Source organism: Paraburkholderia acidiphila (assembly GCF_009789655.1).
Taxonomy (GTDB): Bacteria; Pseudomonadota; Gammaproteobacteria; order Burkholderiales; family Burkholderiaceae; genus Paraburkholderia; species Paraburkholderia acidiphila.
The window spans coordinates 281,703-302,359 of sequence record NZ_CP046912.1 but is presented as its reverse complement, the minus strand read 5'-3'; the positions used below and the strand labels follow the sequence as shown (position 1 = coordinate 302,359).

At 64.0% G+C, this 20,657-nt stretch carries 13 protein-coding genes and 2 tRNA genes; 7 read left to right on the top strand and 8 right to left on the bottom strand.

Annotated elements, in window-relative coordinates:
* Positions 1 to 92: 92 nt before the first annotated feature.
* Positions 93 to 1,127 (top strand): sensor histidine kinase, encoded by a 1,035-nt coding sequence (locus FAZ97_RS31555; RefSeq protein WP_158762706.1) that lies wholly within the window; start codon positions 93 to 95, stop codon positions 1,125 to 1,127.
* 37 nt (positions 1,128 to 1,164) lie between these two features.
* Here the strand turns inward: FAZ97_RS31555 and FAZ97_RS31550 are convergent, their stop codons facing one another.
* The 3 genes from FAZ97_RS31550 to FAZ97_RS31540 form a co-directional block, all read right to left on the bottom strand.
* Positions 1,165 to 1,623 (bottom strand): universal stress protein, encoded by a 459-nt coding sequence (locus FAZ97_RS31550; protein WP_233271992.1) that lies wholly within the window; start codon positions 1,621 to 1,623, stop codon positions 1,165 to 1,167.
* Between the two features lie 217 nt (positions 1,624 to 1,840).
* Positions 1,841 to 2,770 carry an anti-sigma factor family protein gene (locus FAZ97_RS31545; RefSeq protein ID WP_158762705.1) on the bottom strand — a complete coding sequence of 310 codons (930 nt, stop codon included), beginning with the start codon at positions 2,768 to 2,770 and terminating at the stop codon, positions 1,841 to 1,843.
* Positions 2,767 to 3,318, bottom strand: a complete 552-nt coding sequence (locus tag FAZ97_RS31540; RefSeq protein WP_158763340.1) for an RNA polymerase sigma factor — start codon at positions 3,316 to 3,318, stop codon at positions 2,767 to 2,769. Before FAZ97_RS31540 ends, FAZ97_RS31545 begins: the two co-directional genes overlap by 4 nt.
* A 371-nt stretch (positions 3,319 to 3,689) precedes the next feature.
* Here FAZ97_RS31540 and FAZ97_RS31535 point away from each other — a divergent pair, with 371 nt between their 5' ends.
* Positions 3,690 to 4,958 (top strand): condensation domain-containing protein, encoded by a 1,269-nt coding sequence (locus FAZ97_RS31535; RefSeq protein WP_158762704.1) that lies wholly within the window; start codon positions 3,690 to 3,692, stop codon positions 4,956 to 4,958.
* A gap of 53 nt (positions 4,959 to 5,011) precedes the next feature.
* Here the strand turns inward: FAZ97_RS31535 and FAZ97_RS31530 are convergent, their stop codons facing one another.
* A complete protein-coding gene (locus FAZ97_RS31530; protein WP_158762703.1) occupies positions 5,012 to 5,374 on the bottom strand; it encodes a BON domain-containing protein in 363 nt (120 codons plus the stop codon).
* A gap of 172 nt (positions 5,375 to 5,546) precedes the next feature.
* Entirely contained in the window at positions 5,547 to 5,921 is a 375-nt protein-coding gene (locus FAZ97_RS31525; RefSeq protein ID WP_158762702.1) for a response regulator transcription factor, read from the bottom strand.
* Positions 5,922 to 6,201: 280 nt separating this feature from the next.
* Between FAZ97_RS31525 and FAZ97_RS31520 the strand changes: the two genes are divergently transcribed.
* From FAZ97_RS31520 to FAZ97_RS31505, 4 genes are read left to right on the top strand one after another with little or no spacing between them, the layout of a single operon-like run.
* Entirely contained in the window at positions 6,202 to 6,918 is a 717-nt protein-coding gene (locus tag FAZ97_RS31520) for a response regulator transcription factor (RefSeq protein WP_158762701.1), read from the top strand.
* Between the two features lie 43 nt (positions 6,919 to 6,961).
* Entirely contained in the window at positions 6,962 to 7,618 is a 657-nt protein-coding gene (locus FAZ97_RS31515) for a response regulator transcription factor (RefSeq protein ID WP_158762700.1), read from the top strand.
* A 33-nt stretch (positions 7,619 to 7,651) separates the two neighbouring features.
* Positions 7,652 to 13,675 (top strand): AAA family ATPase, encoded by a 6,024-nt coding sequence (locus FAZ97_RS31510; RefSeq protein WP_158762699.1) that lies wholly within the window; start codon positions 7,652 to 7,654, stop codon positions 13,673 to 13,675.
* A complete protein-coding gene (locus FAZ97_RS31505; RefSeq protein WP_158762698.1) occupies positions 13,672 to 18,861 on the top strand; it encodes a trifunctional serine/threonine-protein kinase/ATP-binding protein/sensor histidine kinase in 5,190 nt (1,729 codons plus the stop codon). Before FAZ97_RS31510 ends, FAZ97_RS31505 begins: the two co-directional genes overlap by 4 nt.
* On the opposite strand, the gene FAZ97_RS31500 is transcribed toward FAZ97_RS31505, so the two are convergent.
* The 3 genes from FAZ97_RS31500 to FAZ97_RS31490 form a co-directional block, all read right to left on the bottom strand.
* On the bottom strand, positions 18,833 to 19,207 hold the full coding sequence (locus tag FAZ97_RS31500; protein ID WP_158762697.1) for a response regulator: 375 nt from the start codon (positions 19,205 to 19,207) through the stop codon (positions 18,833 to 18,835). The two genes, FAZ97_RS31505 and FAZ97_RS31500, sit on opposite strands and share 29 nt — an antisense overlap.
* A gap of 344 nt (positions 19,208 to 19,551) precedes the next feature.
* Positions 19,552 to 19,627 (bottom strand) — tRNA-Gly (locus tag FAZ97_RS31495).
* Between the two features lie 5 nt (positions 19,628 to 19,632).
* Positions 19,633 to 19,708, bottom strand: a tRNA-Asn gene (locus FAZ97_RS31490).
* Positions 19,709 to 19,892: 184 nt separating this feature from the next.
* Between FAZ97_RS31490 and FAZ97_RS31485 the strand changes: the two genes are divergently transcribed.
* Positions 19,893 to 20,648: a pyridoxamine 5'-phosphate oxidase family protein gene (locus tag FAZ97_RS31485; protein WP_407671945.1), complete on the top strand. Its 756-nt coding sequence runs from the start codon at positions 19,893 to 19,895 to the stop codon at positions 20,646 to 20,648.
* The last annotated feature ends 9 nt before the right edge of the window (positions 20,649 to 20,657 follow it).

Here is a 20,657-nt window from a genome sequence, read left to right as displayed (position 1 = left end):
GAAGCAGATGTTTCCGGGCGGCATGCCGGCTGTCTGTCGAATGCGCGTTCCCCTGTGGTGCAAAGCGAACAGGCCAGTACAGGAGAGCGGATATGAACGCGCGCGCCATCGACCCATCGAGTACCCCTAACGTTTCTCCGCGTGCAGGCGCTTTTGCACCTCGCGGCGCGTGGCGGTCTTTCGAGGCGTGGTCGCGGCCCTTATGGGTGCTGCTGGCGGCGGCCTGCGCCTACGCTTCGTACGCAACGCATGCACTGCCGTGGCAGGGGCTTGTGCGCTTCGGCTTGCCGCTGGCGCTGCCCGTCGTGCTAGTGGCGGCGCTCATCGCATTGAGGTTCGTCGAGTTGCATGTGTCCGTTCGGCGCATAGCGGTCATGGTCGAGCGCAGCCTCGGCGTAGAGGCTCAACCATTCCTGCCCGAAGACACAGGGCCCGCTCTCGTTGCGCGCCTCGCGCGCGCGTTCAATGGGTGCACGCGCCATCGCGCGCGGCGCCAGGCCGAGTTGCTTCACGTGCTTGCCGCCTATGCGCACGACTTGCGCACGCCGCTCACGCGGATGACCATGCGTTCGGAACTCGTAGAGGAAGCGGCGATAAGAGACGCGCTCGCCCGCGATCTCGCCGAGATGAGCGAACTGGTCGAGGGCAGTCTTTCCTGCGCACGCATGCAGTGCAGCGCCCACGAGCCCATGCGTTGCGTCGATGCGGACAGTTTGCTCCGTGCGCTGATTGCCGACTATCGCGACGCCGGGCGCACCGTCGAACTCGAAGGGCAGGTGGGGCGCCCCGTGGTGACGTGTCCTCATGCGCTGCGCCGCGTGCTGGTGAATCTCATCGACAATGCGCTGCGCTATGGCGTGGATGTCCGTCTCAGCGTGAGGGTCGAGGCGCAGCGTCTCGTGCTGGCTGTACTCGATTCGGGGCCAGGCATCGTTCCCGCCCGTCTGGAAACGGTATTCGCCGCGTGGTATCGCGCGCCCGAAACAGCGGCGTTCGCATCGGGCTCGGGTCTTGGGCTCGCGATAGCGCGCCGCCTCACGCTCGCCATGCGCGGCGAACTGGAGCTCGAAAACCGGCGCACGGGTGGCCTCGAAGCGCGCCTTACGCTGCCGTTGGCGGCCGCGTGAGGCTGGCCAGTCGCGCCGCCGGGCTAACGGCGCGGCGTTACGCATCATCAGGCAGACCCACAGTCACGGTGACGATGGTCGTTCCGCACAAGCGCTCGGCGAGATCGACATGAGCGGGACGTACGCGCCACCACCGCGAGCGGCCGGCTCGCGCACGGTGGCCGAGCACGATGAGGTCGGGGTTGAACGTTTGCGCGTGACGCGCCACGACATCGGCGATTCGCCCGTATTTGACGTAGCCATTCGCGGTAATGCCAATATTGGCGAGTTGCGCGACGGCGTCGCCGAGCGTGCTGCGGGCCATTTCCTCGAGGTGGGTATAAGCCACGTCGCCAAGCAGGCCGCCGCAGCTCGCGTTCACGCTTTCGGCGTCGACGACGGCGACCACGTCGACGGGCGCGCACAAGGCGAGCGAGAGCTGCGAGCAGCGTTGCAGAGCGGCCTGAGATTCGCTCGTGCCGTCGTACACAAGCAGCATGCGGGAAAAGGAAGACATGGTATGCCGATAACGTAACGGAGCCGCTGGCGGCGCCTGAATGAACATGAAGGTCGGCCAGCGCATGTCTCCCGGAGGGTGAGTTGTCTGGTCGCGCAATCAGAACAGTCCGCTATCGGTGTTTATTCCCGTGGGGCTCGTTCGCGTTAAGCCGCGATGTTCCCGTCACGACGAATATATTTCGGCATCCATATTAAATGGCGAGATGTGCAATCCGTCAACCTGCTGCGTTTCCCTTCGGCGCCGCCTGGCCTACGGTTTCGTCCGTCTGGCCCTTGGCAATTTGCTTGCCGATTGCGAGCAGCTGGTCGTCGTCGAGCGATGCAATCAACGCGTAACTGAGCTTGGCGCGCCGCCACATCAAGACATTCATGTTTTCGACATGCTCGTGCGTCATGCCCGCGTCCGGCTTTTCGTCCTTCATCACGCACAGGGCAACGGGCAAACCCGTTTTGGGTAGATACACGATCTGCACGAGCGGTCTGTTGTGAAAACGCAGCCGCTGAATGCGCGTAAAGGTGAGTCCCGCCGGGCGCAGGTCCGGCACGCGTATCGGTACGCCGTCGTCTCTGTGAATCTGCGCGACGATCTGCGAGGCCACTTCCGGCGTGAGCGCGTCGAAGGCAACGGTGTCGCGTGTGTAAAGCTGCTGGTAGTTCACTGCGGCGGCGACCCAAGGCGAGACGCTCGCAGCCGCGGTGTGCAGCGCGCTGGCGCCTGCACCGCGGTCGCCGCGTAGCCCTTGCGTCGCGTAGCGCAACACGAGCGCGCAGCTTAGTGCACCCGCGGCGAATGTCATGGCGAGACCCGGCAGTGACAGATTCAGCGCGAAACGAAGCGGCAAGTGCGAGCGCAGCCGCGCAAACCAGCCAGGTCCCGTGGCGCTGCCGCGTGCGGTGTCCGCTGACTCAGGCGGGCCGGAATACGCGCGGCTCATCTGCTCGATCTCGAGCGTGAGCCGCTCCGGAACGGGCGGCAGCTTCTGGTGCGCAAAAGCGTGCTGATACCGCAGCGCCGACGCGGCGAATCGCGCCAGGCGCTCCGCGATCTCGGGCGACACGCTGATTGTCTTCTCCACGTCTTCGCGCTCACGCGGCGTGAGTTCGCCGTCGACATAAGCCATGAGCAGGATGTCATCCATAGTCATGCCCCCATTTCCTTGCTGTGCTCCGCGTTTTTCGCGCGTTTTTCTTTTTTCTGATCGTTGAACAGGGCGCCGATCGCCTGGCGTGCCCGCGAAAGCCGGCTCATGATCGTGCCGATCGGCACGTCCAGCACCTCGGCGGCTTCGCTGTAGCTTAACCCCTCCACCGCGACAAGCAGCATGACAATGCGCTGTGCCTCGGGCAATTGCTGAACGGCGCGAATGATTTGCCCGTTCATGACCTGTTCTTCCGGCGTCCTGGCAGCGGGATCGGGAACGGTTTCGAGAAACCCGTCATCCCATTCCATGCCCGCGCGGTTGCGCACGTTGCGGGCGCGCAGTTCGTTGAGCCATGTGGACTGAACAATCGAGAACATCCAGCTCAGTGGCGCCGTTCCGGGTTCGAGTTGATGCGCACGTTCGAGTGCGCGCACGCACGAGCGCTGCACGAGGTCTTCGGCATCATGCTGATCGCCGGAAATGCGCAGCGCGAATGCCCACAATCGTGGCAGCAAGGAAGGCAGGAGTGCGGACAATTCGGCGGCAGTCATCGTCTTGGTAGCGTTCATGTATCGACGATAGGGTTAAGCGGCGAAACCATCGCCTTGACCAGAACACCTGATGGGCGAACGATATTCCCTACGCGCTGGATAAAAGCCGGCCGTCTTCATCTTCGTGACGAACCGCACGCCGCGCGGGCAGGAGACAAAGCGCATTAAAACCAGACACGGTATCTGTCATATTTCCGGCCAACGGATTATTGAAAATATTTGTATCCATGCCGGAAGCCATACACATTGCGACACAAAACGTTGTGCCGATTGGCGCATGCACGGTGGAATGCAGCGTGTGTTACGGGTGTTCTCGTTGGGGAAGCCGTTGCGTTCAACGTTCCCCCCTTTTAGAAGAACACGGAAATCACATGCAAAATCAGCAAGCGGATATCGAAAACAACCTGAAACAGGAGCACGCTTTGGTACGGGCGCTTGGCGGTACGGAGCACTTGTTCTGGCTGCTCGACCGCAATCGCGCGATTCATTTCGCACTGGTCGCGCAAATCGACCGCGTGTTCGAACCCAGTGCGTGGCACGCGGCATTGCTTGCGCTCCAGCAGCGGCATCCGTTGCTCTCCACGCGCATCGTCGCTGGCCCTGAAGGGGCGCCGGCGTTTTATCGCGATCCCGATGCGCGAATTCCGCTGCGCGTAGTGGAGAATGCGCGAGCTTCGTGGCAAGTCGAGGCGGCGCGCGAAATGAACACGCCTTTCGACTGGTCGACTGCGCCGCTGGTGCGTGCAAGCTTGCTGCAGGGCGAAGGAGATTCGACGATCATTCTCTCTGCGCATCACTCTGTGCTCGACGGCATGGGGGGCGCCTATGTGATTGAAGACCTGCTGTGCGCGCTCGGCGGCGGCTCGCTCATGAGCCTGCCCCTCGTGCAGCCGCTGGAAGACCTGTTGAGAGCGCAAATGGCCTCGGCCAGCGTACCTGGCGCGATGGCGCCAGCGCCCGAGACCAAGGTGTTTCGCGCGGCTTCGGGCGCACGCGCCGAGGTCGCCGCGCTGGCGCTCAGCGCGCAACTCACGCAGGCCGTTGCGCAGCGCGCGCGCATCGAGCGCACGACGGTGCACGGCGCGGTCGCGGCAGCGGTCCATGAAGCGGGGCGGCGCTTGTCGCGGGCGTGGCGCGAGCGGCCCGTGCGTACCGTTTCGCCGATCGACGTGCGCCGAACCGTGGGGGGCATGGGCCAGGCCAATGGCGTGTACATCACGCAGAACGTGACGGTCGACGATCGTGCGCAAGGCGCGCCGTTCTGGGATGCGGCCCGCGAGGTCAAGGCGCTGCTCGCACCCGCGCAAACGCACGCCTCGGTCGTGCAGGAAACGAAGGCGCTGGATGCGTTCATGTCGTCGAATCCCTCCGTTGACGACGCAGCGGGCTTTCTTTCGCACATGCTGGCGTTCGACGTGCTGCTTTCGAACCTGGGGCGCGAACCCGTCGCTTCGGTCTACGAAGGTTTCGCGCTGAAGGCGCTGTGGGGGCCGATCGTGAGTTCGGGCTTCGCGGACGATCAGGTCGTGGGCGTGTGCACGCAAGGCGGGGTGTTGCGGCTGACACAGGCCAGCTATACGGCCATGCCTGGATTGCTCGATGAAGTGAGCGCCGTACTGAACGAGGCCGTGGCCGCCTGATGTTGCGTGCGCCGGCATGGCCGGCGCACTCGCTTACGGTGAAACCGGCGGCGTCAGGGCGCTGCGTAGAGCGTCAGCTTGGTCTCGACCGACTGCACGCCCGCCACTTTCGAGGCGACGTCCTGCGCGACCTGGTCTTGCGATTCGTCCAGAATCGTGCCTGCCAGGATGACCTTGCCCGTGCGCGTATTGGCGAACACGGCGATGTCCGTGTCGTTCAGGTCATGGTTCTTGTAAAGGGCTTCGCGAACTTTTTTCGCCAGGGCGTGGTTGGCGGCGCGGTCGGCATGCATTTGGGCGCGGATCTGCTGCTTGGTCAGCGCAGGCGTGTCGCCGGTCGTCGTGGTTTGTGCGAGAGCGGCGGAAGAGAGCAGCACGGCCAGTGCGGCCGTAAGCGCCTTGGAGCGAAGCGTCATGGAATCACCTGTTGACGTTGAGAATGAACGAGGAGTGGTCAATGCGGGTCTTGCCCGGTGGGAAGCATAGACCGCTTGCCGTCCTGGCTCTATCAGACCTTCGGTGGTTCGCCCTATACGAATGGCAACGGTGCGCTATACCTTGGGATACTCCGGCGATCCGCCACGCTTTTTACGCTACGGGACCGACCGCCACGGCGACGGCGGCGGCGAGATCCCGCGCCCTGACCGGCTTGATGAGGAAAGCGCTCGCGCCATTGTCCAGCGCCAGACTCTGGAGTTCGGGCATGGGGTAGGCGGTGATGAAAATCGTGGGTATGCGAATGCCCGCGCCAATCAGGCGCAAATACATGTCGACGCCGGTCATGCCGGGCATCTGGACATCCGAAATGATGCAGCGCGGGTGCCGCCCACCCACGGCGGCCAGCAGATCCATGCCGGATTCGAATGTCACGACGTCGTAGTCGAGTGAGCGTAGCAAGCTGGAAAGGCCGGAGCGGACCGAAGGGTCGTCGTCAACCACCCAGATGACTTGTGGCGTACACAATGAATATCTCCCGTGGCGTGCTGGAGGCGGTATGGCTGTCATCCGTCGCGTGTACGCCGCATAAGCTTACAGGAGACCTCCAGCCGTCGAAATCATACGGAGGTATAGATAGGGTTTGCCGCAATCCGTAGGTAAGATCCAAGAGGGATATGAGGGTTCACCCACCGCACGACCCCTCGCCGAGCACACAACGCTTACACAATCATTGCGCAAACGCGCGCCTCGCGCGCGGCATTCCCTTTGGGTTGACGCCTGAAATCAGCAACCGGTGGAGTCTGGCATGCACCAAATCGAGAGCGAGCGTGGCGAGCGCGGGTCTGTGGAGGCGAGCCGAGCTTGCGCGCCTGACGCCGCATCGAAAGTCTTTGTCGTCGACGACGACGAAAAGCTCAGGGAAGGACTCCAGAGCCTGCTCGAATCGGTGGGATTCCACGTCGAGACCTTCCCGTCCACGGCGCAGTTTTGCGAGCGCGTGCAGACCGCTATTCCGAGCTGCCTGATACTCGATGTGCGATTGAAAGGCGAAAGCGGTCTCGAGTTTCAGGAGTGGGCGGCGGAAAATGAAATCGTCATGCCGATTATTTTCATGAGCGGATATGGCGATATCGAAATGTCGGTGCGCGCCATGAAAGGCGGCGCCGTCAACTTTTTGACCAAGCCGTTTCGCGAGCAGGACATGATCGAGTCCGTGACCGAAGCGTTGCAGCGCGACGCGGCGCGTTTGGCGAAGCTGAGCCAGTCGAGCACGCTCAGGGAGCAGTTTTCGACCTTGACGCCGCGAGAGCGCGATATCGCCGTGCTCGTGGCGGCGGGGTATATGAACAAGGCGGCGGCAAGCAAGCTGGAACTCAGCGAGATGACCGTGAAGATTTACCGCGCGCGAGCAATGAAGAAACTTGCCGCGCGCACGACGGCGGACCTGGTGCGAAAAATCCGGACGCTGCAGATCGAAGGCGATGCCGGGTCGATAGCCGATCCGCCTCGCCGCGATGGTTGAACGATGCGCCGGAGATAACGTGCATGGCTGCAGGGGAACGGTAATGGAGAAAAACGCGGTTCGGATTGCGCCAGGGGTGGAGGGGGCGGTCGTCTACGTGATCGACGACGACGAGTCGATTTGCGCGGCGCTTTCCAGCCTGCTGCGCTCGTCCGGCTTCGCCACGCGCACGTTCACGCGCATCGACGCATTCCTGCTGGCGCCGAAAGAGGACGTGCCGGGCTGTTTGCTGCTCGACGTGCGCCTGCGCGGCGAGAGCGGACTGACCTTTCAGCAGAGTGCGCATCGCTACGAAGTGGACATGCCGATTATATTCATGACGGCGCACGGCGACATTGAAATGTCGGTGCGCGCCATGAAGGCGGGGGCGATCGACTTTCTCACCAAGCCCGTGCGCGAGCAACGCGTGATCGACGCCGTAACGACCGCCATCGCGCGCCATGCCGTATGGCGCGAACGCGCCCGCTCGGAGGCGACGCTGATCGCGCGCTACGATCAGTTGACCGCGCGTGAGCGCGAGGTCGTGTCGTACGTGGTGGAGGGCCTTCTGAACAAGCAGATTGCGGGTGAGTTGAAGCTGAGCGAGATCACGATCAAGATTCACCGCAGCTCCGCCATGCGCAAGCTCGAAGCGCAGTCGGTCGCCGACCTCGTGAGGAAGATGGAGATCATCGGCGCCGCGGGGCACGCGCGCAAATGAGGGTGCGCCGGCACGATATGGATGGGGAGAAGCATGGCAGCTAATGCGGGCCGGCACGCGATCGCCGATATCCCGGGTTGGGATGCTACAGGCGCCGCGGAGATTCACGGGCGCATCACCCGCGCGCAACGGCTCCATCGCGAAGGCGACCTGGTGATCTACCGCGTGAGCACCGACGCGTGCGATCAGCCGCTCATCGTGAAAGCGCCGTTCGAGGCGCGCGCGTCGCGCGAACTCCTCGCGTCGTTCGAGAAAGAATACGGCCTGCGCGACGCGATCGACGCCCAATGGGGCATTCGTCCGCGCGAGCTGTTGCGCTCGGGCGGCCAGTTTCTGCTCACGCTGCACAATTGCGACGGCGTATCGCTCAGCGGCGAGATGGCGCAACGCCGCTCGCCGCGCCGCTTTCTTTCGCTCGCGGTGTCGCTGGCATCGGCGCTCAAGGGCATGCACGCGCATGGGCTCGTCCATCATAATCTGAGCCCCTCCAACCTGTTCGTGGATCGGGAACAGCGCGTGTGGATCACGGGCTTCGGCAGCGCTTGCGGTATCGAGGGCAACCATACGGGCGGCGAAATCGGCGTCGTGCCCGTGAGCCATCTGCCGTATCTCGCGCCCGAGCGCACCAGCGCCGTGAGCCAGCGTAACGATCCGCGCAGCGACCTGTATGCGCTCGGTGTGCTGCTCTATCAGCTGCTCAGCGGGCAAATGCCGTTCGATGCGCGCGAGCGCGAGGAATGGGTCTATTCGCATCTCGTGAGCACGCCGCGGCCGTTGCGCGGTCTCGTGCCCGACATCCGTCCCGAGATCGAATTCGTCATCAACAAGTTGCTGGCGAAAGCCGCCGGCGACCGCTATCAAAGTGCCGCGGGCGTCGAGGCCGACCTGCAGCTCTGTCTCGATGAATTGAGCCACGGCGCGCAGATTTCACCCGCGCTGCTCGGCCGGAGCGATCGTCAATTGCAGGCCGTGTTTCCTGTGCGCGCGTATGGGCGGCAGCGCGAACTCGAACAGCTGCACGGCGCGCTGGAACGTGTGCGCCAGTCCGGCGACGCCATGGCGGTGATCGTCGAGGGCGAGCCCGGTGTCGGCAAGACGTTTTTCATCGAGGAATTCAAGCGCACGATCGGTTCGGCCGGCGTTCATTTCACGCTCGGCAAATTCGATCAGTACAACGACAATGTGCCGTACGCGGCGTTTGTCCAGGTGCTGCGCGGGCTCGTGCGTCCGCTCCTCAGAAAGACAGGCCCGGAAATCGCACTCTGGAAGGGGCGCTTCGAAGAAGCCGTGGGCAAGAGCGGCCAGCTGATCGTCAATCTGGTGCCGGAGATCGGCGCCATGGTCGGGGCGCAGCCCGCAATCGAAACCTTGCCGCCGCAGGAAGCGACCAACCGCTTTCTGCTGGTCGTCAAGCGCTTTCTCATGCTGTTTTCTGACAAGCAGCGACCGCTCGTGCTCTTTCTGGACGACGTGCAATGGCTCGATTCCGGTACGCTGGAAATCATCGATGGCCTTGCAACCGATGCCGAACTGAAGCACCTGCTGCTCGTGCTCGCACACCGCAGCATCGATCTGGGCCGCTCGCGGGTGGCGAGCGAACGGCTCAACGGCATTCTCTTCGGCAGGAAGGTGACCGAAAAGATCGGCCTGTTGCCGCTCACGCTCGCGGACATCGTGACGCTGATCGCCGAGACACTGGTCGAGCCGCCCGAGGCCGTGGCGCCGCTCGCTGCGGTGATGTTCGAAAGGACGGGCGGCAATCCGTTCTTCACGATCGAGTTCCTGCGCGAATTGATGCAGGACCGGCTCATCGTGCCGGACTCATACGGTGTGGGCTGGACGTGGGACATCGACAAGATTCGCGACAAGGGCTACACCGACAACGTGGTCGATTTGCTCACGCTGCGTCTCACGCGCCTGAACGACGAAACGAAGCATGTTCTGGCGGTCTTCGCGTGCGTAGGGGGAACGGCGCGCGTGGGGGCGCTCGCCCGCGTGCTCGGCACCGATAGCCGCCGCGTGCTGGCGACGATGCGCGAGGCGCAGACGGCGGGCCTCGTGTCGAGCAAGGGAGAGGCCTACCGCTTCGCGCACGACCGTGTGCAGGAGGCTTCGTATGCGATGCTCGGCGAAACCGCGCGTGAACTCGCGCACGCGCAGATCGGCACTAACCTGCTGTTTGCCATGCCAACGGCGCCGAATACGGCGGAAGTGTTCGAGGTGGTCGGCCACCTGAACCGCGCGCAGCGTATTCTTTCGCAGCCCGACCGCACGCGGCTTGCCGAACTCGATGTGCTGGCGGGCAACGCGGCGAAAGCGGCGGCCGCGTGGAGCTCCGCCCGCGAGTATTTCGCCCAGGCGGAAAAGCTCATCGTGCAGTACGGCGTGAGCGAGGCGCGTATCGACGTATTCCGGCTGCTGCTCGACATGGCGGAATGCGAGTACCTCACGGGCGATTTCAGCCAGGCGCTGGAAACGGCGCGTAAAGCGTGCGGCTGCGCGGGTGGACTGCTCAAACGCGCTCACGCGTTGCGCATGGAAATCCGCATTCACCAGGCGTCGGGCGACTATCGGCTGGCGGTGGACACGACGCTCAGGGCGCTTTCGCTGCTGAACGTCGAGGTGCAGGGCGAAGGCATCGACGATGCGCTGGTCGCGCACAAGCTCGCGGCGTTGCGTGAGGTGTGCCCGCCGCACCAGGTCGCCGCGCTCCTTTCGCGCGGCTGCCTCGACGACCCCATGCACGAGGCCGTGATCGGCCTCATCATCGACGCGATTCCGAGTGCGTATATCGGCGTGCAGAAGTTGTTCCCGATTCTCGTTCTCAAGGCCGCCGAACTGTGTCTCGCGCACGGCAACACGCGGCTGGCGGGCTATGTCTACGCCATCTACGCGCTGCTGCTGGTCGGGACCACGCGCGACTTCGATCTCGCCCTGCGCTTTTCGGAGCTTGCGCTCGCGGTGAACGAGCGTTATGGCGAGCCGCGTTTGACCGGCACGCTACTGCACCTGCACGGCGACCACATCCTGATCTGGCGGCGGCCATTTCGCGCGGCGATTCCGGTGCTGGGCCGCGCGATGAGCCAGTGCGTGGAAGCGGGCGACTTCATCTACGCGGGCTATATCGCGTTCGAGAGCATCTGGCAGGCCTATGAACGCGGCGAGCACCTCAATGAGGTGACTAACCTGTGCCGCGAGAATCTGCGCTTTGCGAACGAGCTGCGCAACAAGACGATTAGCGTCACGATCGAACTCGAATTGATGTTCCTGCTGCGCTTGCAGGGCGTCGATGCAGCGGACCAGGGCATCGCATCCACGCACGAAGCACTCGTTTCGTTCGTGCGCGAGAGCCAGTTCGGCTGCGGTATCGCCTATGCGGCGATCATGGAAATGAAGCTGGACTTCCTGCACGGCCGCTTCGCCGCCACGATTGCGCGTGCGCGAGAGACCGAACCGTTGCTTGGCGCGGTCATGGCCATGCCGATCGAGGTGACGTATTACTGCTTGCGCGCGCTTGCGCTCGTGCGCGTGATCGACGAAGTGCGGCAGGAAGCTGGCCAGGAAGCCGCGCGCGAATTGATGGAGCGCGAACTCATCGGCGCCATCGAGCGGCTCAAAGCGTGGGCGCATAGCGCGCCCGAGAACTTCGGCAGCCGCTGTGCGCTCGTCATGGCCGAATATGCGCGTCTCGTGGGCGATTACGTGCAGGCGCAGCAGGAATACGAGCGCGCGATCGAACTGGCGCGCGAGAACGGGCAGCCGCATTACGAGGCGATGGCGCGCGAATGTTCGGCTCACTTTTACCAGCAACGCGGTTTGACTTCGGTGGCCCAGTCGTGCCTGCGCTCGGCTCGCGACGCTTATGCGCGCTGGGGCGCCGACGCCAAGGTGCGCAGCCTCGAGCAGGCCTTTCACCATCTGCGTGACAATGCACCCGCCGCGCGCGGCCCGGGCGCTCACGCGGCGCCACAGGGCACGGTCGACGTCGCCGCGATGGTCCAGTTGTCCCAGGCCGTTTCAAGCGAGATCGACCTCGACAAGCTGGTGCAAGCGTTCATGCATATCGCCGTGCGCCACAGCGGCGCGCAACGCGCGCTGCTCATTCTGTGGTCGGGCGAGAGCTTTCGTATCGTGGCCCAGGCCGGTTCCAGGGAGAACGGCATTACGGTGGAAGCCAGCGACATGGGCCTGTGCGAGTCCGAGGTGCCGCTCACCGTGATTCGACATGTGATGCGGGTGCACGAGAATGTCGTTATCGACGACGGCGCGGAGCCTAACGACTTCCGCGACGATCGCTACCTCAGCACGGGCCGCTGCCGTTCGCTGCTCTGCCTGCCGTTGTTGCGCCATGCGGGGCTCGTTGGCGTGCTGTATATGGAGAACGGCGTCACCCCGTATGTGTTCGATGTCGCGCGCATCAACCTGATGAACATGCTCGCCGCCCAGGCCGCCATTTCCATCGAGAACGCGCGGCTCTATTCCGCGCTCAAGCGCGAGAACGTCGAGCGCCGCCAGACCGAAGCACGGCTCAGGCGCAGCGAGGCGTTCCTCGAAGAGGGCCAGCGCATCAGCAAGACCGGCACGTGGATCTGGAATACGACCTCGGGGCGATTGCTGTGGTCGCGCGAGAATTACGAGCTGTGGGGCGTGGACATCACCTGCGAGCGGCCAACCATCGAAATGTGCCTCGAGTGTGTGCTGGAGGAAGACCGGCTGCGTTTCAAGGAGGTCTTCGTCAACGCGATTTGCGAAGACGGCATGCACAGCCACGAGTTCTCGACGCGGCGGCGCGACGGCAGCGTGCGCCGCTTGCAGGTGATTTTCCGCCCGTGGTCGAGCGACGAGAGCGGCGCGCGCGAGTATATCGGCGCGACGATCGATGTCACGGACCGGCGCGCGTTCGAAGACGCCTTGCGGCGCGGCGAGATGTATCTCTCCGAAGCCCAGCGCCTGAGCAATATCGGCAGTATTGGCTGGAACGTCGAATCGCGCGACATGACGTGCTCCGCGCAAACGTACCGGATCCTCGAAATGGAAGCGCCCGGGCAGCCGCATCTGGACCTCATGCTGGAGCGCATTCATCCCGACGACGTCGATCAGGTGAGGCGCGCGCTGCGCGAGGCGGAGGCGGGTGCGTCGATTATCGAGGCCGAGTATCGCGTGCGCGTGGAAGCGGGCACGGTGAAGTATCTGCGCATGGTGGCAAGCCCGATTGCGTCAGCCAGCCGGGCCGTCGAGTACGTCGGCGCGCTTGCGGACATGACCGAAATTCACCAGGCGCAAAATGCGCTGCTGCGTGCGCAGGCGGAACTCACGCACGTGACGCGCGTGTCGACGCTGGGCGAATTGACAGCGTCGCTCGCGCACGACCTCAAGCAGCCGCTCATGGCGATCATCACGCACGGCGAGGCGGGGATGCGCTGGCTCGACCGCGCCGTGCCTTCGGTGGCCGAAGCGCGCAACAATCTCGCGCGCATCGTGAGCGACGCGGACCGCGCGAGCCAAGTGATCAACCGCCTGCGCGCGCTCGCGCGCAAGGAGCGCCCGAATCGAGCCGCGATCGATTTGACGCAAACCGTCAGTGAAGTGGTTGCGCTCGTCCGGCAGGAAATGGAAAAAAACACGATTCGCCTGCGTGTCGTGTCGGAAGACAGGTTGCCCAAGGTGGCCGCCGACAAGATCCAGATTCAGCAGGTGGTCATGAACCTGATCTTCAATGGCATGCATTCGATCCTGAAGTGCCCGGGCAGCACGCGGGTCCTGAAAATCTCGGCTGAACTCGCAGGCGAGGACGCCGTGCGCGTGTGCGTGTGCGATTCGGGCACGGGGATCGCCGCCGAGATCGTGGACCGGCTATTCGAGCCGTTCTTCACGACGAAATCGGATGGCATGGGGCTGGGCCTGTCCATTTGCCGCTCGATCATCGAGGAACATCGCGGGTCGATCTGGGCGTTCAACAATCAGGACGGGGGCGCGACGTTCTGCTTCGAGCTTCGCGCAGCGGGAAGCGGCGCCGAAGGCGCTGTCGCGGCTCGTGCGAACGGGATGGCCGCATGAGCCATTCCGTGCCCATTCTCGACCAGCTGGCCGACTACGATGTCACGCAACTGGTCGCGGGGCCTCCGGCGCTCTATCGCGGTGTGAACAAGGAAGGCGCACGCGCGCTGTTTGTGGTGATGGAGGACGGCCCGAAGGAGCATGAGCGGCGCGCGCAGCTGGAACACGCCTATGCTTTGCGCGCGCGTCTTGCGGCGCCGTGGGCGGCAAGGCCTCACGCGCTATTGCGGGAAAACGGCTGCTTCGCGCTGGCGTTGCGCGACCCCGGCGGCACGCTTCTGCGTGCGCGCTGGCGTTCGCCGCCAAAGCTCGAACGCTTTCTGCGCGCCGCGATTGCGATAGCCGCCGCCGTGGAATCGCTGCATGAAGCCGGGTTGATCCACTGCGACCTGAATCCCGAGCATATTCTGCTCGACAATGCCGACGAGTCGGCGTGCCTGCTTGGCTTTGGCCGCGCGATGATGGCCGATCGTTCGGATCGTGAAGCGAATCTGCATCGCGCCTGCAGCGGGTCGATCGAATACATGGCGCCGGAGCTTTGCGGGCGCATGGAGCGGATGCTCGACGCTCGCGCCGACCTCTATTCGCTGGGCTGCCTGTTCTACGAAATGCTCACCGGCGTGCTGCCGTTCACGGGTGTCGACAGAATGGCGCTCGCGCATGCGCAGCTCGCCAAGCAGCCCATGCGTCCTTCCGCCTATGCGCTTGGCTTGCCGCGCCAGGTCGAAGCGATCGTCATGAAACTGCTCGCCAAGAATCCCAACGACCGCTACCAGTCGGCGGCGGGGCTGCAGGCCGATTTGACGCGGTGCCTGAATGCCGGAACCGAGCGCCACGCTGCCGCCGCGTTTCCGCTGGACCTCCACGCGAGTGTCGCGATCAGCCGCCACGCCGGGGCGCTCTATGGCCGCCGCGGCCAGCTGGACGCGCTCGACGCAACCTTGCGCCGCGTGAGCACGAGCGGCGCGGTCGAACTGGTGTTCGTCGCCGGCTATTCGGGCAGCGGAAAGTCCGCGCTGGTCGATCAATGGGCGAGCGCAATCGGCACCACGTCGATCTCGTATGCGCGGGGCGTGTGCGAACAGCTCGATTCGACCCAACCCTATGGCGCGCTGGCCCGCGCGCTCGAGCGGCTCATTCGCCCGATCCTCGGTCAGGAAGACGCGAGCTTTACCGCGACGCGCACACGCCTGTGCGCGCGCATGGGCGAGCGCGCGGAAATTCTCTACGGCCTCCTGCCCGACCTGAAACTGATATTGGGCGATCTGTCGAGCGACGACGAAGCGCAATTCAACGTCGACAGAGCGCTCTATTTGCGCACGATCGCCGATCTGCTCAAAGGGGTGTTGCAGCCCGCGCGCCCGCTCGTGCTGTTCTTCGACGACATGCAATGGGTCGACGAAGGCACGCTAACGGTGCTCGACTATCTGACCCGCGACGGCGAACTCTCGCATGTCATGCTCATTGCGGCGTTTCGCAGCAACGAAGTGACACCGGGGCACGCGCTCGCCCGGCTGATTGCCGAGGCGAAAGACCGCCACCAGATGATTGCCGTCGAGCCGCTCGAACGCGGCGACATGGCGCGCCTCGTTGGCGATACGCTGGGCTGCAAGCTCGACGCGTCGTTGCCGGTCGTCGACATCATTAGGGAGAAGACGGGCGGCAATCCGTTTTTCACGATTCAACTGGCCGCGGAACTCGCGAGCGAAGGGCTGATTGAGTTCGAGGAAAAGGGCGCGTTGCGCCTGCGGGACGTCGATCGCATTCGCGCCAAGCTGTATTCGGACAACGTGGCGGACCTCATGCTGCTGCGCTTCGCACGCCTCGGCGAGGCCGCGCGCTACGCATTGCAGGTCTTTGCCAGTCTCGGAGGCGCTGCGAAGAGCGCGGATCTCGCGGCGGCAGCAAGCCTCACGAAGCATGGGCTGGAGGCCAGCCTGCGCGAGGCGATCAATGCTTCGCTGATCGACCGCGACGCGGACATGCTGCGCTTTACGCACGACCGCATTCGCGAAGCCGCCTACGCGTCGATGGGCGAAAGCGAACAGGCGGCGCTGCACCTCGACATCGGACGCAGGCTCGCCATGCGCTTGCGCGAGGACGAGCCGAGCGACGAGATTTTCGTCGTTGCGAATCAGATCAATCGCGGGGCTTCGCGGATCGTTTCGCTGGAGGAGCGCAAGCGCTTTGCCTACCTCAATCTGCTCGCGGGGGAACGCGCGAAGGCGGCGACCGCATATACGTCGGCGCTGGTCTATTTCGAAACGGCGGCGGCGCTGATCGACGAAAGCACGGACGAAGACACGGCGCAGTGGACAGAGTTTCATCGCGCCGACGTGGAATGCCTGATCGGCACGCTCGCGCCCGCCGAGGCACGGCTCGTGGCGCTCGGGCGCAAGCCGGTGAGCATGGCGTTGCGCGCGGAGTTGACGCGCTTGACGGCGAGCCTGCAAACCGCCCAGAACCGGCAGATCCAGGCAATCACCACGGGGCTCGATTTTCTGGTGCGGCTCGGCGTCAATATCGAAGAGCGTCCTTCGGACAGCGAGGTCGATCGCCTTTACGGGCAATTGCGTCGCGAACTGGGCGAACGATCGGTTGCGCAGCTTGCCGAAAACGCTTGGGTCGAAGACCCGGTGTGGCGCTGCGCGCTCGATGTGCTTGCCGATCTCATTCCGCCTGCGCTGTTTTTCAACGCCAATCTGCTCGACGTGATTTTGCTGAACCTGACCTTGCTGAGTTTGCGGCACGGTCTTTCCGATTCCGCGGCATATGGCTTCGTTTGTCTGAATCTCGTGTTCGCTGAGCGCTACGGCGACTACAGGACAGGCTACGAGTTCGCGCAACTGGCCGTCGACGTGGTCGATCGCTGCAAGCGCTCGCGCTACAAGGCGCGCATCTACATGCGCTTTGGCAGTCTCGTGATTCCCTGGAGCCGGCCCGCCCAGGACGCCATGCCCTATATCGAGCAAGCGAAGCAGGTGGCGAAAGCGGACGGCGACCTGGTGTTCGACGTATCGGGCGCGCGCAATGTAGCCAGCGTGCTGCTGCTCGCGGGCCGGCCGTTGGACGAAGTCATGGCGGAGGCGAAGAACGGCCTGAACGTCGCGAGGCTGTCGCGCTTCTTTCTGTATTCGGGTGTTTTCCGCGCGCAGATCCAGCTAGTCGAGCAACTCGGCGATGCGGGGCGGCGCGACGCGGCCGATCAGACCGGCGACGAGGAATACCGGCGCGACATCGACGCGGTGCGTGCTAACAACACGAGCGTCGGCTTTGCCTACTGGACGTGCACGCTGCAGGCGAGCTTTATTTCCGGCGATTTCGAAGCGGCGCTCGAGGCGGAGGTGGCGGCGAGGCGATCGATCGGCGCGTCGAGAATGTTCCTCGAATTGATCGAATATCGCTTCTTTGGCGCACTCACGCGAGCGAAGCTGTGCGAAACGGCAGCGACGGCGCACGAACAGGCGGCTCACCGCGAAGCGCTCGACGCGCATTGCGCGGCGCTGGCCGCATGGGCGCATGTCGGCCCCGCGAATCTCATGGGGCGGGCCGCGCTCGTCGACGCCGAAGTCGCGCGGCTCGACGGCCGCGCCCGCGAAGCGGAGCACCTTTACAACAAGGCCATTCGGCACGCTCACGAGCGGCGCATTCTTCATGTCGAGGCGCTGGCGTGCGAACTCGCGGCGGGCTTTCATCGTCAGCAAGGGCGCGGCGCGATTGCCGACGCCTACTTGCGCGATGCCTCGCATGCGTATGCATGGTGGGGCGCGAATGCCAAGGTGCGCGCCATGACCGAGCGAGGGATCAAAACGGAGCCGTCGGCCGGCGCGCCGATGCCGGCTTTCGACTACCCCTCGCAGCAACTCGATATTGCCGCGATCATCAAGGCTTCGAGTGCGCTGTCCAGCGAGATCGTGCTGAGCCGTCTGATCGAAACGCTCGCGCTCGTGACGCTCGAGCACGCGGGCGCCCAGCGTTGCGTGCTCGCGCTGAACCACAAGGGCGTCTTGCAGATTCACGCCGAAGCCGTGACGCGCGCCGAACTCGCCGAAGTCAATGTCGTGCGGCGCGAGATTTCGAGCGAGGACCTGCCGCTTACGCTGGTGCGCACGGCGATCCGCACGGGGCAGCCGCTCGCGCTGGGCAGCGCCGCGACCGAGGGCGGGTATACGCGCGACGACTATGTGCGAAGGACCCAGGCGAAGTCGGTGCTCTGCCTGCCGCTGCTCAAGCAAGGCGGCCTGGTGGGCGTGATCTTTCTGGAGAACCGGCTTAGCGAAAGCGCATTCACCGAAGACAAGATCGCGGTACTTTCGGTGCTCGGCGCACAGGCGGCCATCGCGCTCGAAAACGCGCGCCTCTACCAGGATCTCGTCGAGCAGAACCAGCGCATTGCGCACACGGAGGAAGCGCTGCGCAACGCCATGGCGGAGCTTGCGCGCGTGTCGCGCCTCACGACCATGGGCCAGCTGGTGGCATCCATTGCGCACGAAATCAGTCAGCCCATGAGCGCGATTCATTCGTCGGCCTCGGCGGCCGGGCACTGGCTCGAGCGCGAGCCGCCCGCGCTCGAGGAGGCGCGCAAGATGCTCACGCTGGTGGCGGGCGAGAGCCTGCGTGCGTCGAGCATCATCCACGGCATACGCGAGTTGGCGAAGAACGCGCCGCCCACGCTAACCGTGTTCGACCTGAGGAGCGCGGTTGCCGAAGCGCTGCTGCTGGCGGGCGCGGAAGTCGAGCATCACCACGTCGAAGTCGTGAACGTCATCGTGCCGGGGTTTTTCGTCAAGGGCGACCGCGTGCAGATTCAGCAGGTCGCGCTCAATCTCATTGTCAACGCCGTGGAGGCGATGGCCAGCGTCGACTCGCGCGCCCGGGTGCTCGAACTCTCCAGCCGCCATGTGGACGGCGGGCGGGCCGAAATCACGGTGGCCGACTCGGGACACGGCTTGCAAGCCTGCGTCGAGGGTTCGCTGTTCGAGCCGTTCGTGACGACCAAGGCGACGGGCATGGGTCTGGGCTTGTCGATCTGCCGTTCGATTGTCGAGCGGCATGGCGGCACGCTGCAATTCGAGCCCAACACGCCGTATGGCGCGCGCTTTGTTTTTTCGCTGGCCGCGGCGTTTGCAGCGCCGGGGGAAACGTCGCGCTCGAGCATTAGTCGGCCCGATTCACCGCCTGCCTGACGTGCATGGCCAGTGCCTGGGCGCTGACCGGTTTGGTGAGGAACGCGCGTACGCCGATCGACAGGGCCCGCGCCTCGGCTTCCGCGGTGGGATACGCCGTGACCAGCACGAACGGCGCGTCGACGCCCATGTCGATCATCCCCTCGAACATTTGAAGGCCGGACATGCCGGGCATCTGGAGATCGGAGACGACGCACGCGGTGCGATGGTGCGCAAGCCATCGCAGGAGGTCATTCCCCGATTCGAAGGTTTCGACTTCATAGCCGAGCGAACGAAGCAAGCTGGCAAGTGCAAGCCGAACTGACTGATCGTCGTCGACCACACAGACGTGATGAGCGGCGGACACGCATGATCTCCTGGACAGCAACGGCGCGATGGCACAGAACCACAGCGCGGGTCGACAGCGCTGATAGTAATGACGGAATGCGCCCGGCGGAATCATACGCTTGTATAGCGGGTGTGATGATTTACAACACCAGCAGCGATGCGTGCGCCCATTGGGGAGAGCGGACGTGCGAGAGGGTTGCGCGGCGATTCATTTCGAATCGTTTCGGAATGGAAAGTTATTTTGCCGTGGCGCCGGAAGGCATGGGGCGTGCTTCCGGTTCTCACTACCGCGAGGCGAGGGCAAGCGCGCTGACTTGCTGGCTTGACTTTGCTTGATCGCAGGCGGATGGCCTGCTTGCGTGCTGGAGCGGGAGACGAGTCTCGAACTCGCGACCTCAACCTTGGCAAGGTTGCGCTCTACCAACTGAGCTACTCCCGCATGTCTGGCTCCCCGACCTGGGCTCGAACCAGGGACCTACGGATTAACAGTCCGGCGCTCTACCGACTGAGCTATCGGGGAATCAAGGAGGCCGGATTGTACAGGAGATTTTCTGAAGTTGCAGCTTTTTCCTGACGAATTTCAAAAGCCGCATATTAGCGGGCGATGAAGTTGAGAATTTAACGGTTTACGATGTATTACCTACGAAAAACGTCCGTTCGGCCATCTCATGGCCCCATAACTCAGCGGAAGTCTGGATCTACCCATGGGGCCACGGTTTCTCTATCGTAGGCGGCATCTCAACCCGAACCGTAGAGGAAGCCAAACGATGTCCCTCGCCGATGCCGTCAACGAACCCGCCGCCGACACCAGCGCGGCACCTTCGCCACGCACGCGCGTGCACCGGGTCGCGCGACGCGCGCACTACGACGCGGCAACGTTGCACGCGATTCTTGACGAAGCCTACGTGTGCCACGTCGCCTTCGCCGACGAGCACGGCGTGCATTGCATTCCCACCGCATGCTGGCGCGAGCGAGATCATCTCTACATTCACGGTTCGAACGGCAGCCGCATGCTGCGCCTCGCCGCCGAAGGCGCGCAGGTTTGCGTGACCGTTACGCATCTGGATGGCCTCGTGCTCGCGCGCTCTGCGTTCAATCATTCGATGAACTATCGTTCCGCGGTGATTTACGGCGTATTCGAGGTGGTGAGCGAGGCGCACAGGGGCGCCGTGCTCGATGCGTTCATGGAGCACATTGCGCCGGGGCGCAGGCACGAAGTGCGCGCGGGCAACAGCAAGGAGCTGGCGGCGACCACGGTCATGCGCATTTCGCTCGAGGAGTCCGTCACGAAGATCCGCACGGGCGGCCCGAAGGACGACGAAGAGGACATGAACCGGCCCGTCTGGGCAGGCGTGCTGCCGCTCACGCTCGCACCATTGCCGCCCGTGGCCGACGTTGCTGCGCAGGAGCGTGAGGCGCCCGCGTATGTGAAGGCCTGGGCTAACCCGCGTAACGACTAAAGATCGAAC

Coding starts and splice junctions, on each gene's coding strand:
- FAZ97_RS31550 (WP_233271992.1), bottom strand. CDS start 1,623: ATGTCTTCCTTTTCCCGCATGCTGCTTGTGTACGACGGCACGAGCGAA.
- FAZ97_RS31555 (WP_158762706.1), top strand. CDS start 93: ATGAACGCGCGCGCCATCGACCCATCGAGTACCCCTAACGTTTCTCCG.
- FAZ97_RS31540 (WP_158763340.1), bottom strand. CDS start 3,318: ATGACTGCCGCCGAATTGTCCGCACTCCTGCCTTCCTTGCTGCCACGA.
- FAZ97_RS31545 (WP_158762705.1), bottom strand. CDS start 2,770: ATGACTATGGATGACATCCTGCTCATGGCTTATGTCGACGGCGAACTC.
- FAZ97_RS31520 (WP_158762701.1), top strand. CDS start 6,202: ATGCACCAAATCGAGAGCGAGCGTGGCGAGCGCGGGTCTGTGGAGGCG.
- FAZ97_RS31505 (WP_158762698.1), top strand. CDS start 13,672: ATGAGCCATTCCGTGCCCATTCTCGACCAGCTGGCCGACTACGATGTC.
- FAZ97_RS31510 (WP_158762699.1), top strand. CDS start 7,652: ATGGCAGCTAATGCGGGCCGGCACGCGATCGCCGATATCCCGGGTTGG.
- FAZ97_RS31515 (WP_158762700.1), top strand. CDS start 6,962: ATGGAGAAAAACGCGGTTCGGATTGCGCCAGGGGTGGAGGGGGCGGTC.
- FAZ97_RS31485 (WP_407671945.1), top strand. CDS start 19,893: ATGGGGCCACGGTTTCTCTATCGTAGGCGGCATCTCAACCCGAACCGT.
- FAZ97_RS31530 (WP_158762703.1), bottom strand. CDS start 5,374: ATGACGCTTCGCTCCAAGGCGCTTACGGCCGCACTGGCCGTGCTGCTC.
- FAZ97_RS31535 (WP_158762704.1), top strand. CDS start 3,690: ATGCAAAATCAGCAAGCGGATATCGAAAACAACCTGAAACAGGAGCAC.